Annotated in this window: 13 protein-coding genes; 7 read left to right on the top strand and 6 right to left on the bottom strand. The window is 32.7% G+C overall.

Features of this window, described 5'->3' with window-relative positions:
- Positions 1-51 precede the first annotated feature (51 nt).
- Together RH81_RS09075 and RH81_RS09070 are read right to left on the bottom strand one after the other, a co-directional pair.
- Positions 52-441 carry a hypothetical protein gene (locus tag RH81_RS09075; RefSeq protein ID WP_033959840.1) on the bottom strand — a complete coding sequence of 130 codons (390 nt, stop codon included), beginning with the start codon at positions 439-441 and terminating at the stop codon, positions 52-54.
- A gap of 55 nt (positions 442-496) precedes the next feature.
- On the bottom strand, positions 497-3,907 hold the full coding sequence (locus RH81_RS09070; protein WP_033959838.1) for a hypothetical protein: 3,411 nt from the start codon (positions 3,905-3,907) through the stop codon (positions 497-499).
- A 111-nt stretch (positions 3,908-4,018) separates the two neighbouring features.
- Here RH81_RS09070 and RH81_RS09065 point away from each other — a divergent pair, with 111 nt between their 5' ends.
- The 3 genes from RH81_RS09065 (at position 4,019) to RH81_RS09055 (ending at position 6,900) form a co-directional block, all read left to right on the top strand.
- On the top strand, positions 4,019-4,780 hold the full coding sequence (locus tag RH81_RS09065; RefSeq protein ID WP_033959837.1) for an exodeoxyribonuclease III: 762 nt from the start codon (positions 4,019-4,021) through the stop codon (positions 4,778-4,780).
- 35 nt (positions 4,781-4,815) lie between these two features.
- Positions 4,816-5,775, top strand: coding sequence for an OmpA family protein (locus tag RH81_RS09060; protein ID WP_033959836.1), 960 nt, complete (start codon positions 4,816-4,818; stop codon positions 5,773-5,775).
- An 87-nt stretch (positions 5,776-5,862) separates the two neighbouring features.
- The gene (locus tag RH81_RS09055; RefSeq protein WP_033959835.1) at positions 5,863-6,900 is read left to right on the top strand and encodes an aldo/keto reductase; all 1,038 of its coding nucleotides are present in this window, start codon (positions 5,863-5,865) and stop codon (positions 6,898-6,900) included.
- Between the two features lie 62 nt (positions 6,901-6,962).
- Here the strand turns inward: RH81_RS09055 and RH81_RS09050 are convergent, their stop codons facing one another.
- Together RH81_RS09050 and RH81_RS09045 are read right to left on the bottom strand one after the other, a co-directional pair.
- Positions 6,963-8,507, bottom strand: a complete 1,545-nt coding sequence (locus tag RH81_RS09050; protein WP_033959834.1) for an Rne/Rng family ribonuclease — start codon at positions 8,505-8,507, stop codon at positions 6,963-6,965.
- A gap of 311 nt (positions 8,508-8,818) precedes the next feature.
- Entirely contained in the window at positions 8,819-9,109 is a 291-nt protein-coding gene (locus RH81_RS09045) for an HU family DNA-binding protein (protein WP_028870804.1), read from the bottom strand.
- Between the two features lie 133 nt (positions 9,110-9,242).
- Here RH81_RS09045 and mutY point away from each other — a divergent pair, with 133 nt between their 5' ends.
- The 4 genes from mutY (at position 9,243) to gldD (ending at position 12,758) form a co-directional block, all read left to right on the top strand.
- Positions 9,243-10,289: an A/G-specific adenine glycosylase gene (mutY, locus tag RH81_RS09040; protein ID WP_033959832.1), complete on the top strand. Its 1,047-nt coding sequence runs from the start codon at positions 9,243-9,245 to the stop codon at positions 10,287-10,289.
- A 77-nt stretch (positions 10,290-10,366) separates the two neighbouring features.
- The gene (locus RH81_RS09035; protein WP_033959830.1) at positions 10,367-10,810 is read left to right on the top strand and encodes a single-stranded DNA-binding protein; all 444 of its coding nucleotides are present in this window, start codon (positions 10,367-10,369) and stop codon (positions 10,808-10,810) included.
- Between the two features lie 18 nt (positions 10,811-10,828).
- Positions 10,829-12,139 (top strand): gliding motility-associated protein GldE, encoded by a 1,311-nt coding sequence (locus RH81_RS09030; protein WP_033959829.1) that lies wholly within the window; start codon positions 10,829-10,831, stop codon positions 12,137-12,139.
- Positions 12,140-12,182: 43 nt separating this feature from the next.
- The gene (gene gldD / locus RH81_RS09025) at positions 12,183-12,758 is read left to right on the top strand and encodes a gliding motility lipoprotein GldD (RefSeq protein WP_033959828.1); all 576 of its coding nucleotides are present in this window, start codon (positions 12,183-12,185) and stop codon (positions 12,756-12,758) included.
- Positions 12,759-12,763: 5 nt separating this feature from the next.
- On the opposite strand, the gene pgi is transcribed toward gldD, so the two are convergent.
- Entirely contained in the window at positions 12,764-14,410 is a 1,647-nt protein-coding gene (gene pgi / locus RH81_RS09020; RefSeq protein ID WP_033959827.1) for a glucose-6-phosphate isomerase, read from the bottom strand.
- A gap of 2 nt (positions 14,411-14,412) precedes the next feature.
- Complete coding sequence (locus RH81_RS09015; protein ID WP_033959826.1) at positions 14,413-15,699, bottom strand: M23 family metallopeptidase; 1,287 nt, start codon at positions 15,697-15,699, stop codon at positions 14,413-14,415.
- Between the last annotated feature and the right edge of the window lie 9 nt (positions 15,700-15,708).

Here is a 15,708-nt window from a genome sequence, read left to right as displayed (position 1 = left end):
TCCACTTAATGATAGTAATAATGTGGACTTTTAAAAATTGATACTAATAAATTAAGCTAATTTTGGTGGTTGAAAAATAGATGATTTTTCGAATAAAGAAGTAGATTCTTTGTAGAAAAAATTAAAAGGAATCTCTATAAATGGCTCGCAACTTAAATCGAATGTAATGGTTTGAACCATAAAAGCAATACTAACATGAGAACAACTTTGATGTTGATGCTTAAAGGGTAAATCTTCGTGTTCATCATGATTGGTTTCATGGTCGGCTACACGTTCACCATAATGTTCTGCTAAAAACTGATAAAAAGTATCGCCATAGGTTTCCTGATGGAATTGTGCATGCTCAAATAAGACGCTGATTTTGGATAAATCTTCAGCACCAACATTGAAACTTTGAAAAAGAATCAAAAAAGAAAATGTTATGGCAAACAGTTTTTGCATACTTGGCAAAGGTATAAAAAAAACGTAGTTGATATGTGACGAAAGTTACAAATCGTTAAAAATAAGCTTTTAACTGAACAGTTCCCGTGTGAATAGTTTTACTTGTTTCTGTTTTTCTTCCGAAGTAATTTAAGTTTAAATCTAAAAATTTAGTCAGTTTCTTTTGTGCCAATAAACTCCATGTAAAGTTATTTCCTGGTTGAAGGCCTTCTAAAATTTGATAAGCAACAGGTGTATTTGGATTGCCATCATATTCATTTTTGAAGTAATTGACTTCACCAGTTAAAGCAATTTTTTGAGCATTGTTATAGGTAAATGATAATCCTAAATTATTCTGTAATAAGCCTTCCATATCACCAACAGTATTATCCTTAGTGGTATACTGATAGAATATTGCAAAGCGTGCATTTTCATTAAATATATAAGACAGCTTTGGTTCGAAACGTATTTGCTCTAAATTATAATTTCGAGATACAAAATTCTCATTTATACTTTCATTAAATTCTAAACTAGATTCAAAATTAAAAAGCCAACTCTTTGCAAATTTGTGATTAAATTGAAGTTGATGACTTTGCAATTTATTCTCTTGAAACCCTGTTGATAATACTGACCTATTGGTATTATTCAAAAATGTATATGACGTTGTATAATGTTGTTTTCCTCTGTTATAAAACAATACATTTCTAACACTTTTATTAAGTGCTAATTGATTTTCTTCATTTGTAGAAAATGGATTTAAATCAAATGTATTGCCTTGTCTTTGATCTTTTCTATCGATCAAATATGAGGTTTGGTTATAAAAATGCGACCAGAGTTTTTTGGTTTTATTCTCAGAAGTTGACCACTGTTGCGGATTAATAGTTAAGGTCTGACTGAATCTGTTTTGATGTGTTCTAACAAAGATTTGATTTGGCAGTAAAACACGAATAAAACTACCTTCGTCAGCGAATTGAGCCAGTTCAAATTCATCGAGTTCCTGTATTCCATTTTCATTGTAATCAATCCAAGTATAAGCGCCTTGACCTGGTTCAACTTCAACATAGGTGAAATCTTGTCGAGGCAAGGTTCCTGAATTGGTTTCAAAAACCGTATTCCAAATGATTAGATTTTTGAACAATTTTTGATTAAAATTTAATCTTGAGTTTAAAGACTGGTCTTCTTCTAAATCTGGGTCTTCTTGTTTAAGTCGTCTATAATTAGCGAAGATAGCCAGGTCTGTATTTATGTTTTTAATGATCCGAGATTTTAAATAGTAAGTGTTAGAACTATTTACTTTTTCAATACGATTTAATCTCAAACTGTCATTAACTCTCTTGATATAACCAACCTCAACAAAAACTTTTGTGCTATCTCCTATTCCAGTAAAAACTTCATATGATGTAAATCGCTGACTTAAATTGGTTAATGAATCGTTAGATTTTAAGCGCTGCTCATTATCTTCCATAGCCAGTTTTGTTCCTACCCATTGCTTTTTAAAATTGTAAACAACACGATTAAAAGAACGTAAAAATGTAGATTGTGAGGCACTACTTCTATTGCTTAGGTAACTAGATGTTGAATACACATTAAATTGATTCAATCTAAGACTTGCCATAAGGTTATGACGATTACCATTAAAGTTTTCAGAGAAATTTAAATGTTCAAATTTGTAATTGGCTATTCCTTTTTCTGGATGTAATAATTCTAATCCTGAAGACAATAAAGTTTGATTTCCGAGTGGATCTTCTAAATTCCAATCACGATTAAATTCAGGTCTATATAAACGTTCTATAGTTCTAAAATCCTTCTGTATGATATCTCCATCAGCATATGCGTTCAAGTTCCATAAGCTATCTGTTTTAACGATTTGCTGTCTTACAGTTAATTTCCCTGCAAAACCGTCATTATCACTATCATCTATATCAGAATACAAATTTAAATCGTTTCTACTTCCAGCCAATTCAAATAAAATATCTGTTCTTTCAGTAGGTTTGTACGTACCATTAACAACAGCAACCTGCAATTTCACAGGTGCAATCAATTGCACAATTGGTTCGTAACTTCCTTGAAGAACACCTCCTACTGGTGGAATGTATTCAAAAATATTACTAATGGCATTGCTATTTACGATGATATAGTTTCCTTGATTGATGCCAACTTGTGTGAACCTAACACTAAACAAATCGTCTTCTGGATTATTAGAAAATACAAAGATTTCTTCTCCTCCAACAATATCCTTTCGGTATAAAATACGATTCTCATCAAACGACTCAGAAACATCAGAAGGCGCAACCATTTGAGATTGATCATCACCTGCATCAGAAAGAATATCGACTTGATCTGAAGATAAATTTTGTTGCAAAGGCTGGTTTTTCGAATCGACTTCAGAATATAATGAAACTCCTAATTTGAGTTTTTCCGTTTCATAATTTCCACCTCCAAAAACAGTGAAACGAGAGAAATTACGTTCGCTAAACTGGTAGTCGACAGTAATTCTCATTTCAGAAGTAATTGGAAATGTAGAATTGAAAATAATCTCGCCAGCATTATAATCGATAATATAATCCTTGTTTTCACCACGCTCAATAGCAATTCCATTCACATAAACGGTTTCACTTCCAGAGACAATCAATACATACAACTCACTATTTGGTCCACTTAGTTTATAAGGTCCTTGATTGCCTTCTTGAGCTGTAAATTGGCTACTTGTAAATTGACCTCTTACTAAAGCTCCAGCCGCAAATACGTTAGTTTTAGATTCTTCTTTATCAAAATCTACATTTACAAACAACCCTTGAACACGTTTTGTAAACGACGCAAAATAACTGTTGTCGTTTATTAAGTCGATATCTCCAGCTCTTATATTCCAAGTATCACTAAAGAGTTCAATAAATACCTGATCAAATTCATCTAACCTCTGAGAGTATCCACTTTCTTGTAATGGGATATTTGCATCTTGAATAGAAGCTCTAAGAGATACCTTATCACTTAACTTTCCAGAGATTTGCAAATCTAATTCACTATTCAAAACTGAATTTTGATTATTTCCAATAGTAACACCACGAGATATACTACCTGATGTACTCAATCCATCAAAAGGCAAATAGGAACGTTGCACATTTGATTGATTAAGCTTGTATAAACGCTGAAGATTGTCTGTGTTTTCAACAATGATACGTTCATCTAATTGAAAATACTTTTTGGTAATAAAATCAGGATACCTTAAATAGTCGATTACAATTGAATCTGTATCAACAAGTTTTTTGAAGGTCAATAACGCTTTTGAAAAATCAACGCGATAATAAGATGAATCAATAATTGTATTATCCTTTCGTCTCAAAATAAAACTGTTGGTATTGATACTAACAGTATCCACTTTTATGGAATCTCTAACCGCTACTTTTTTAGTCCTATAATTAGAGATTGGCTCTTGCGCAAATGCAGAGCAACCCATAATAAAACAGATAAGTGAAATAGCAATTTTCATTTAGTATATAAACTTCTAAAGACAGAAATTATTTTATGGTTAAAACCTCCTTAAAATAATAGTGTAAAAGTACAGTATTATTTAATTTAGCTGAAATCTTAAAATTTCAGAATGAAAATCATCTCATACAATGTTAATGGAATAAGAGCAGCGATGAAAAAGGGCTTTATCGATTGGCTTACAAGCGCAAATCCAGATGTGATTTGCTTACAAGAAATCAAAGCCATGAAAGAGCAGGTTGATATTGAAGCTATAGAAAATGCTGGTTACAAGTATAATTATTGGTTTAGTGCCCAAAAAAAAGGTTACAGTGGTGTTGCCATTTTAAGTAAAATTGAACCAAAACATGTAGAATACGGAACAGGTATTGCCTCTATGGATTTCGAAGGTCGAAATATAAGAGCAGACTTTGATGGTCTATCTGTGATGAGTATGTACTTACCTTCTGGGACAAATGATGCGAGATTGGCTCATAAGTTTGAGTATATGGATATGATTCATCAGTATTTAAATGACTTGCGAAAAGATTTACCTAACCTCGTGGTTCTAGGTGATTATAATATTTGTCATGAGGCGATGGACATTCACAACCCGAAAATGAAAGGTGTTTCTGGTTTTTTACCAGAAGAACGTGAATGGCTTGGAAACTTTATCGATAGTGGATTTATAGATTCGTTTCGATTTTTACATCCTGAAAAACAAGAATACAGCTGGTGGAGTTATAGAGCAAATTCTAGAGCAAACAACAAAGGTTGGCGACTAGATTATGCTATGGCTAGTAAGCCATTACAAGAAAACATCAAACGAAGCGTTATACTTTCGGAAGCGGTACATAGTGACCACTGTCCGATTTTAATTGAAATTGAAAACTAAAATTTAAACAAATCAACAACCTAATACTACAACCTATGCTTAAAAAATTGTCATTAATAGCACTAACTTTAATTCTAACAACCTCATGTGTGTCTAAAAAAATATATACAGATTTGGAGGATAAATATGCAGAATTAAAAAAAGAAAATCGAAAGTTATCTGATAACAATCAAGATTTAGAAACCGCTTTAAACAAAGCTAAAAATGATCTAACTAAACTGCAGTCAGATTATGACCAAGCCTTAGAACAGCGCAATAAATTACAAGGAGATTATAATGCAACAAAAGCAAATCTTGACAATCTAAATGCTTCTTATGATGCTTTAGAAAAGAATAGTTCTGCATCAATTGCAGAAAACTCTAAAAAGAATCGTGAGTTACTAGCTCAACTTGAAGCAAAGGAACTGGCTTTAGCCGCAGAAAATGCAAGACTTGATAAATTGAAAGCAGAATTAGAAGCACGTTCTCAACGTGTAGCTGAACTAGAAAACGTGATAGCTTCTAAAGATGCTGCCATGACAAAGTTAAAAGATGCCATATCAAAAGCTTTAACCAACTTTGAAGGTAATGGCTTAACCGTTGAACAACGTAACGGAAAGGTGTATGTATCTATGGAGAACAAACTACTTTTTGAATCTGGTAGTTGGGCTGTTGGATCTAACGGAAAACAAGCTGTAAAAAAATTAGGTGAAGTTCTGGCTGAAAATCCTGAAATTGCTATTTTAATTGAAGGACATACAGATGATGTGCCGTATAAAGGCAACGCACAATTAAGTGGTAACTGGGATTTATCAGCTAAGCGTGCTACTGCTATTGTAAACATTTTAAGAGAAAACGAGTCAATCAATCCAGAAAATTTAACAGCTGCTGGTCGAGGTGAATTTGCTCCAGTTGCTAGTAATGACAATTCCGAAGGCAAAGCCCAAAATCGTCGTATTGAAGTCATTTTGACACCAAAACTCGATGAGATTTCAAAGCTCTTAAATGAGTTGTAAGTCGAAACTTAACATAGATTTAGACCTTTCAGTTTTTATAAAGCTGAAAGGTCTTCTTATCTTTACACTTCTTTAAACCAAACCAAAATGAGATATACAACACTTCCTAAAACTGATATAAAAGTTAGTAAAATATGCTTAGGTACTATGACTTGGGGAAATCAAAACACCCAAGATGAAGGTTTTGCTCAAATGGATTTAGCCTTAGACAAAGGCGTTAATTTCTTTGATGTTGCAGAGTTATATCCCGTTCCTGCAACTGCAGAAACGTATGCCGAAACCGAACGTATTATTGGTAATTGGTTTGAAAAAAGTGGAAATAGAGATAAAGTAGTCTTAGCTACAAAAATTGCTGGACCAGGCGATTATACTGCTCACATTAGAACTAATGGTTTTAGCAAAGAAGCGCTTAACGATGCTGTAGACAAGAGTTTAAAGCGATTAAAGACGGATTACATTGATTTGTATCAACTGCATTGGCCAGAACGCGATACAAATACATTTGGTGTTAGAGATTATAGTCATAGTTCAAAAGACCCTTGGACAGATAATTTTAATGAGGTGTTGCATAATCTAGATGAGATTGTCAAGTCTGGAAAAATACGAAAAGTTGGAATCTCAAATGAGAAAGCTTGGGGAACTATGCGCTACTTAGAAGAATCTACCAAGAATGAATTACCAAGAATGATTACCATTCAAAATGCATACAATTTATTGAATAGAGTATTTGAAGGTGATATGGCAGAAATTGCAATTCGAGAAGAGATTGGTTTATTAGCTTATTCTCCAATGGCATTTGGTGTGCTATCTGGTAAATATATTAAAGGTATTGAAGGTGATAACGCTAGGTTAAAGCTCTTCCCAAGGTTTGCAAGATATAGTGGAGGCAAAGCAACTGAAGCTACAAAACGTTATTTAAAAATTGCTGAAGATAACAATATGACTTTGGCTCAAATGTCATTAGCGTTTGTAACAGACAGACCGTTTATGACGAGTAATATAATTGGCGCAACCTCATTAGAGCAGTTAGAAGAAAATATTGATAGTATTGACATTACACTAAGTGATGAAGTTCTCAAAGCCATTAATGAGGTTCATGCAGAGATTCCAAATCCTGCGCCTTAATAATCATAAAAGCTTTTAAAAACAAAAACCCCTTCCACATAATGTGAAAGGGGTTTTAGATATTATTTGATTTCCTTACCATCTTTATCAATAAAGTGGTATTCAAGATATGTGTAAGCATCTCTAGGTAAAACTTTTACCCATTTTTTGTGTTCTAAAAACCATTTAGAACGTACTGATGGAAACCCTTTGGTTATAAAGGCTGCTATAAATGGATGCGCATTAAGCGTTATCTTCTTATAGTCTTTTTTGAAAAGCCTTTCTAGGTCTTGCGTAATGTTTTGAATCACTTTAATTGGTGCTTCAATTTCACTACCTGCAATACCATTAGGATTTTCTTCTTTAGTTTTAATGTTGCGTTCTGGGCGAACACGTTGTCTGGTAATTTGTATCAAACCAAACTTACTAGGTGGCAAAATTTTATGTTTTGCCTTATCATCATTCATTTCGTCACGAAGATGATTGTACAATTTTTTTCGATTCTCTGCTCTTCCCATGTCAATAAAATCAACAACAATAATTCCTCCCATATCACGTAAACGTAACTGACGAGCAATTTCTGAAGCAGAGATCAGATTGACTTCTAAAGCAGTGTCTTCTTGATTCTTTTCTTTGTTAGAACGATTACCACTATTGACATCAACAACATGCATCGCTTCGGTATGTTCAATTACCAAATAGGCTCCTTTTGCCATGGAGACTGTGCGACCGAAAGATGTTTTAATTTGACGTTCAATACCATACTTTTCATAAAGTGGCACGCCATTTTTATACAGCTTCACAATTGATTCTTTAGCAGGTGCAATTTCTTGCACGTAATCTTTAATCTGTCCATAAAGCACTTCGTCATCTATTGTAATACTTGAGAATGAATCGTCAAAGATATCTCTTAAAATAGAAGAGGCTTTGTTCATTTCACTCAACACCTTACTAGGATGATGTGCTTTATTTAATTTTCTACACATTGCTGTCCATCTATTCAGCAAATTCTGTAAATCTTTGTCGAGTTCGGCAACTTTTTTGCCTTCTGCGACCGTACGAATTATAACTCCAAAACCTTTAGGCGTTATGCTTCTTACCAAACGTTTTAAACGTTCTTTTTCTTCTTTAGACTCAATCTTTTGAGAGATTGAAATTCGATCAGAAAATGGCACTAAAACAATATAACGACCAGCAATAGATAACTCGCTACTAATACGAGGACCTTTGGTTGAAATTGGTTCTTTTACAATTTGTACTAATAGAGATTGATTTGATTTTAAAGCGTTAGCTATGCTTCCGTTTTTATCAATATCTTTCTCAAACTGAAAATTTTTCAGTAAAAAATCGGTATGTCTACCTGCGCTTACACGTTTAACGAATTTTAAAAGGGAAGGTAATTTTGGTCCTAAATCATGATAATGCAAAAAAGCATCTTTTTCATAACCTACATTTACAAATGCAGCATTTAGACCAGGAACAGCTTTACGTATTTTGGCAATAAATATATCACCAACGGCAAAGTTGTTATCATCTTCATCTTTGTGTAACTCGATAAGTTTTCCATCTTTTAATAAGGCAAAATCAACAATATCAGAACTCGATCTTATAATCAATTCTTTTTCCATTTTGTTAATTTTAATCTATTTTGATTCATTTCAAAACAGATGGATAATTTATTTGACACAGGATGTTTAATCCAGTAAATCCACGCATTACGAAGGTTAACGTAATGAAAACTCATGAATTTTATATCAAAGAACGTTGTTTTTAAAAATCGAAAAAGTAGTTAAAAAACTACTTTCTCAATTTATTTCTTTTTGTGACGATTAGCGCGTCTACGTTTCTTACGCTTGTGCGTCGCGACCTTATGTCTTTTTCTTTTTTTACCACTTGGCATAAATAAGTATTTTTTAAATTAATATTTCTTTTTAATGTCTTAATTGACCTCAACGTTGGTCTTAACACCTTCAACAAATACTTTTGCAGGTTTAAATGCAGGAATATTGTGTGCTGGTATCTTTATTGTTGTGTTTTTTGAAATGTTACGTCCAGTTTTTTCTGCTCTTGTCTTTACGATAAAACTTCCAAAACCTCTTAGGTATACATTATCTCCTCCTTCTAGTGAAGATTTAACTTCTTCCATAAATGTTTCAACTGTTGCTTGAACATCTCCTTTTTCAATTCCTAATTTATCAGAAATTTTAGCTACTATATCAGCTTTTGTCATTGTTATTAATTTTAGGGTTATCTATTAATTATAAGGGATGCAAATATAGGTAATTTAATTTCAATATTTCAAGCGTAATTAATTAAAATTTAACCTTATAAAGATTTATTTTTGCTGTAATTATAAAATATTTATGGATTTTAAGAAAGTATTAACTAATTGGTATTCAGCAAATAAGCGAGAACTCCCTTGGAGAAATACCAAAAATCCTTATTACATTTGGTTATCTGAAATAATCATGCAACAAACCCAAATCAAACAAGGGTTGCCATATTACGAAGATTTTGCTTCAAATTACCCAACAGTCTTTGATCTTTCAAATGCTGAAGAACAAGCTATTTTAAAACTTTGGCAAGGTCTAGGCTACTACTCAAGAGCAAGAAATTTACATGCCTCAGCGAAATACGTTGCTACAGAACTAAAAGGCGAATTCCCATCTACATACTCAGAAATTATAAAACTTAAAGGTGTTGGTGATTATACAGCAAGCGCTATTGCTTCTATTTGTTTTGACGAACCAACAGCTGTGGTTGATGGAAATGTATATAGAGTATTGTCTCGTTATTTTGGAATTGATACTCCTATTAATTCCACACGAGGCATTAAGGACTTTAAAAAACTAGCAACTTCATTAATAGATACCGAAAATCCAGGTGATTACAATCAGGCGCTAATGGAATTTGGAGCCATTCAATGCAAGCCTAAAAATCCAAATTGTATTGTTTGTCCATTGAAAGATAGTTGTGTCGCTCTTCAAAAAGGAACCGTTGCTAGTCTTCCCGTAAAATTGAAGAAAACCAAAGTCACAAAAAAACACTTTAATTTTCTAGTTCTAGTGTCTTCAGACAAAAGAACACTTTTTGAACAAAGACAAACAAAAGGTATTTGGCAAAACCTGTATCAATTCCCTTTAGTTGAAACCGAACAAGAACTTCATTCGGACAACTTTAAAGCCTATCCAGAAATCAAATCCTATTTCAATGATATTGTATTCGAGTATAGCTTATACAATACCAAAGAACTTGTGCACAAACTATCACATCAACATTTATATACAAAATTCTGGATTATTGAAATTGACAAACTCCCAAAACAAGGGATTCCCATTTCAGAACTAAAAACCTATCCTACGCCTATTGTGATTGGTAACTTCATTGAGGAATTTAATTTCCCTATATAAAGAACTCACAATTTTTTCATACTTTTAATACTACCATTACAAATTGCTTAATTTTGTAATCTTAAAAACAAATAACTATGTCAGGAACATTAAATAAAGTGATGCTAATTGGGCATTTAGGTGATGAAGTGAAAATGCATTATTTTGATGGCGGAAACTGTGTTGGTCGTTTTCCATTAGCAACCAATGAAACCTACACAAACAAACAGACTAATGAGCGTGTTACCAATACAGAATGGCACAACGTAGTTGTAAGAAATAAAGCAGCCGAAATATGCGAAAAATATCTTTCTAAAGGTGATAAGGTATATATTGAAGGTCGTTTAAAAACAAGAAAATGGCAAGACGATAAAGGAAATGATCGCTATTCGACTGAAATTCAGTGCACAGATTTCACCTTTTTATCTAATAAAAATGAAACACCTGCTGGCAATACTAGTCATCAACCGGAGTCTAATCATGCGACAGCAAATACGACATCACAGCCTATTGCTGAAGACAATGACGACTTACCATTTTAAAAATTAAATAATTTCATATTGGATCCTGAACCCTCGTGTTTAATATTATTACTACTTTCTGGAAATTCAGCATTAATTTCCGGTCTCATACTGCTTATTATTTTACTATTTAGTTCTGCATTGATTTCTGGTGTTGAAGTGGCTTTATTTTCATTAACAAAATCTGATATTGACACTGGTTTAGACGAACAACCAAAAGCATTTACAATAATTTCAAAACTTTTAGAACGGCCTAAGAAATTACTGGCAACTATATTAATTGCTAATAATTTTATCAATATTGGGATTGTAATTTTGTTTGCCTATTTGGGAGAAACATTATTTTATAACATAGAGGTTGCATGGATGAGGTTTCTTTTAGAAGTCGTAGTAATAACCTTTTTAATTTTATTATTTGGTGAGATTATTCCTAAAATTTATGCCAGTAGAAATCGTGTTAAGTTTTCGATATTTATGGCGATACCTCTAAAGATTCTAGATGCTATTTTCTCTCCCGTAAGTTTACCAATGCGATTTGTAACGCTTGCCATTCACAATGGTTTAGGAAAACAAAAATCTAATATTAGTGTTGATCAATTATCTCAAGCTTTAAAACTTACTTCAAATAGTGACACTACTATTGAAGAACATAAAATCCTGCAAGGGATTGTGTCTTTTGGAAACACAGATACGAAGCAAGTTATGCGACCACGAATGGATATTTTCGCACTTAATGAAGATCAAAAATTCAGTGAGATCATTCCTGAAATCATAAAAAATGGTTATTCAAGAATTCCCGTTTATAAAGAAAGTATCGATACTGTAACTGGTATAATATATGTGAAAGATTTATTGCCACATATAGATCGAAAAGAATTTGACTGGACTGGTCTACTGCGTGAACCGTTCTTTGTTCCTGAAAACAAAAAATTAGATGATCTAATGGTAGAGTTTCAAGACAAAAAAGTTCATTTAGCAGTTGTAGTTGATGAATATGGTGGAACATCTGGATTAGTATCTCTTGAAGATGTTATTGAAGAGATTGTTGGTGATATTAGTGATGAGTTTGATGATGATGATGTGATTTACACAAAAATAGATGATAAAAATTTCACATTTGAAGGCAAAACCACATTAAAAGATTTTTATAAAATTATTGATTTAGAAGACGAGTCCGTTTTTGAAGACCATAAAGGAGAAGCTGAAACAATAGCGGGTTTCGTATTAGAAATCTCTGGAATATTTCCAAGACTAAAAAGTAAAATAAATTTTAAAAATTACGTTTTCACTATTGAAGCTATTGAGAAAAAACGTATCAAAGACATTAAATTCACCATATTAGACAAATAAAACATTGTATTTATTCGTTTATTGATATCTGTATAAATCACCTATGAGAAAGTTTCTTTTATTATGTATTGTTATTTCCTGTATTGCTTGTGGTAGTGATCCTATTCCTAAACCAAAAGCAATGTTGCGCTTAGAGTATCCGCAACCAACTTATAAAAAAGTAGGTCTTCCTCTACCGTTTACTTTTGAAAAAAACGAATTGGCAGCTCCAATTTCTAAGATAAAATTAGATGGAGTAAACAATATTTATGGTGTAGATATCAACTACCCAAAGCTAAAAGGAACTGTCTATCTGACTTATAAAAAAGTTAAAGACAACAACCTTACTGATTTATTACGAGATGCTCAAAACCTTACTCAAAAGCACACCATGAAAGCTGATGAAATAGAAGGAGATATTTATGAAAACCCAGAAAACAACGTTTTTGGAATGTTTTATGAAGTCGGTGGAAATGCGGCTTCACAGTCTCAATTTTATGTAACTGACAGTATCAACCACTTCTTAGTTGGCTCACTTTACTTTTATGCTAAGCCAAATTATGATTCTATATATCCAGCAGCAGTGTATCTAAAAAATGACATTAAGCACATTATGGAATCTATTGAGTGGAAAAACTAAATAGGTTACTTTTTGTTTTGATAATAATCAATCAGGTTTTGAGTTGAATTATCGTGTGAATTAAAAACATTAGTATCGTTTAATTCTTTTAAAATGGTATTTGCTAATTGTTTTCCAAGTTCTACTCCAAATTGATCGTAGCTATAGATGTTCCATACAATGCCTTGTACAAAAATTTTATGTTCGTACATAGCTATTAGTTTCCCCAAACTTTCTGGAGTTAATTGATCTATCAAAAAGGTCGTAGTAGGTTTATTCCCTTCAAATATTTTAAAAGGTGTTAATGCTTTTATTTGGTCTTCTGAAAGTCCTTGTGTTTTTAATTCATCAACAACTACAGCTTTAGGTTTTCCGTTCATTAAAGCTTCTGTCTGAGCAAAAAAGTTAGACATCAACTTATCTTGATGATCTTGATTACCATGTAATGATTTTGCGAATCCGATGAATTCTGCAGGAATCAATTTTGTCCCTTGATGAATAAGTTGAAAGAAAGCGTGTTGAGAATTAGTTCCAGGTTCTCCCCAAATAATAGTTCCCGTTTCATAATCTACTTTATCTCCATTTCTATCAATACTCTTGCCATTACTTTCCATAATACCTTGTTGAAGATATGTTGCAAATTGATTTAAGTATTGAGAATATGGAATAACGGCTTCACTTTCAGCTTTAAAGAAATTGTTATACCATACACTTAAAAGTGCCGAAATAACAGGAATGTTCTTATCAAAATCTTCAGTTCTGAAGTGCTCATCCATTTTGTGAGCACCAAAAAGTAAGTTGTCGAAATTATCAAATCCAACTGCCAAACTAATTGATAAACCGACAGCACTCCATAGAGAGAATCGTCCTCCAACCCAATTCCACATTGGAAATATATTATCTTCATCGATTCCAAAATCTTTGACTTTTTCAATATTGGTTGAAACCGCTACAAAATGTTTTGAAACCGCTTCTTTCGGAGCACTTTTCAAAAACCATTCTCTTAGTGTATTAGCATTAGACAACGTCTCTTGAGTTGTAAATGTTTTTGAAACTATTACAAAAAGTGTTGTTTCAGGATTTAAGTTTTTGATAACTTCATTAACATGATCACCATCAACATTACTTACAAAGTGTGTTGTCAATTGATTTTTATAATACGCTAAAGAATCAACTACCATTGCTGGTCCGAGATCTGAACCTCCAATTCCAATATTTACAACATCAGTAAAAGCGTTTCCTGTATGACTCTTTAATTCTCCATTGATTACCTTATTCGAAAAGTCTTTAATCTTGTTTTTGACATCATAAATCTCTGGCATTACATTCTTACCATTTACAATAACCTCAGCATTTTCTGGATTACGCAATGCTGTATGCAATACTTCACGTCCTTCAGTTTTGTTAATCACTTCACCACCAAAGTATTTATCCATGGCATCTTTTAAATCCACTTCATTAGCTAATTCAATGAGCAAATTTAAAGTTTCTTTAGACATTCGATGTTTTGAATAATCTACATAAAAGTCTTCCCAACGAATCGTCATTTCAGTTGCTCTGTTGCTATTCTCAGCAAATAATTCAATTAAGTGAGCGTCTTTTATGGTATTAAAATGTGCTTGCAATTTACTCCAAGCTTCAGTTGTAGTTGGATTTATGGTTTTTAATGCCATTATTATGTTTTGGATGTTAGTGCGTCTTCTTCAGTAGGAGGTTCAATAGTATTTTCTTCAAATTGAATTTGATCCAACTTTAATTTTAAATGTTTTATAAACTCTGTGTATTGTGCTTTTAAAGAATCTGGAATAGATTCGGCAGCTGGTAATTTTTCTCTAAATGGATCTACTTGTTTTCCGTTTTTCCAAAAGCGATAGCAAACGTGAGGTCCTCCAGAATTTCCTGTCATTCCAACCCAACCAATTACATCTCCTTGTTTTACAAATGCTCCTTTTTTAACATTTTGAGCTTTCATATGTAGGTATTGTGTACTGTAAGTTCCGTTGTGTTTAATTTTCACATATTTACCATTACCACCTCTACGTCTAGACTCGGTTACAGTACCATTTGCAGTGGCCAAAATTGGTGTTCCTATTGGAGCAGCAAAATCGGTACCTTTATGTGGTCGTAATTTATATCCATAGTAAGCGATGCGTCTATTTAAGTTGTATCGTGACGAGATTCGACTAAACTGAACCGGAGCCTTTAAAAAGGTACGTCTTAAACTCTTGGTGTCTTCATCAAAATAGTCAGCAATATTTTTAGTGCTGTCTACCATAAAATTGAAAGCGTAAAAAGATTCATCCTTATGTTGAAAATAAGCAGCATCTATACTTTCAATTCCTGCGTAAATTGAGTCTTCAATAAAACGTTGTTTATAGACAATCTTAAATCGGTCACCTTTTTGGAGTCTAAAGAAATCAATTGTCCAAGCATAAATATCGCTCATATCATTGATTAGTTGATATGGCAACCCTTGAGATTCCATAGTTTCAGATAAACTACTCATTACAATTCCTGAAGCTTCTCTTTCTACTAATGTGATTGGTTTTTTCCCTCTGTAAGTTTCTATTGAATCCGCAAACTTAATGACTACATAATCGATGCTGTTAGGTTGATAAATAAAACATTCAGGTGTTTGCAAAGAATCGCTTGCACACAAGAGCGTGTAAGGCTTACCTACTTGCAACCTTCTAATATCAAAACTATCTTTTGCATTTTCAGCAATATTGAAAATTCGAGGATAACCTATATGATTCCGTTCTAGGATTTCCCCAAAGCTATCTCCTTTTCTTATGGTGTCTCTTTTTACGATATAGTCTTCAAGAACAAACCCAAATTCTTTTTTTTGCTCTGGTTCTACTATTGATTGTAAATCTTCGGTATCTACTTTTTTATCGTCGTCTTTACAAGACCAGAAACTAAAACAGATAAGAAGTGCTATTAATAATTGTTTTGGTTGCATTAATTAATT

The sequence above is a fragment of the Psychroserpens jangbogonensis genome, from assembly GCF_000797465.1.
Classification (GTDB): domain Bacteria; phylum Bacteroidota; class Bacteroidia; order Flavobacteriales; family Flavobacteriaceae; genus Psychroserpens; species Psychroserpens jangbogonensis.
This window is presented reverse-complemented; position numbering and strand designations above follow the sequence as displayed.

Excerpts from the sequence above, each read along its gene's own strand:
- RH81_RS09065 (WP_033959837.1), top strand. The coding sequence starts at position 4,019 with ATGAAAATCATCTCATACAATGTTAATGGAATAAGAGCAGCGATGAAA.
- RH81_RS09050 (WP_033959834.1), bottom strand. The coding sequence starts at position 8,507 with ATGGAAAAAGAATTGATTATAAGATCGAGTTCTGATATTGTTGATTTT.
- RH81_RS09035 (WP_033959830.1), top strand. The coding sequence starts at position 10,367 with ATGTCAGGAACATTAAATAAAGTGATGCTAATTGGGCATTTAGGTGAT.
- gldD (WP_033959828.1), top strand. The coding sequence starts at position 12,183 with ATGAGAAAGTTTCTTTTATTATGTATTGTTATTTCCTGTATTGCTTGT.
- RH81_RS09055 (WP_033959835.1), top strand. The coding sequence starts at position 5,863 with ATGAGATATACAACACTTCCTAAAACTGATATAAAAGTTAGTAAAATA.
- RH81_RS09075 (WP_033959840.1), bottom strand. The coding sequence starts at position 441 with ATGCAAAAACTGTTTGCCATAACATTTTCTTTTTTGATTCTTTTTCAA.
- mutY (WP_033959832.1), top strand. The coding sequence starts at position 9,243 with ATGGATTTTAAGAAAGTATTAACTAATTGGTATTCAGCAAATAAGCGA.
- pgi (WP_033959827.1), bottom strand. The coding sequence starts at position 14,410 with ATGGCATTAAAAACCATAAATCCAACTACAACTGAAGCTTGGAGTAAA.
- RH81_RS09060 (WP_033959836.1), top strand. The coding sequence starts at position 4,816 with ATGCTTAAAAAATTGTCATTAATAGCACTAACTTTAATTCTAACAACC.
- RH81_RS09045 (WP_028870804.1), bottom strand. The coding sequence starts at position 9,109 with ATGACAAAAGCTGATATAGTAGCTAAAATTTCTGATAAATTAGGAATT.
- RH81_RS09015 (WP_033959826.1), bottom strand. The coding sequence starts at position 15,699 with ATGCAACCAAAACAATTATTAATAGCACTTCTTATCTGTTTTAGTTTC.
- RH81_RS09070 (WP_033959838.1), bottom strand. The coding sequence starts at position 3,907 with ATGAAAATTGCTATTTCACTTATCTGTTTTATTATGGGTTGCTCTGCA.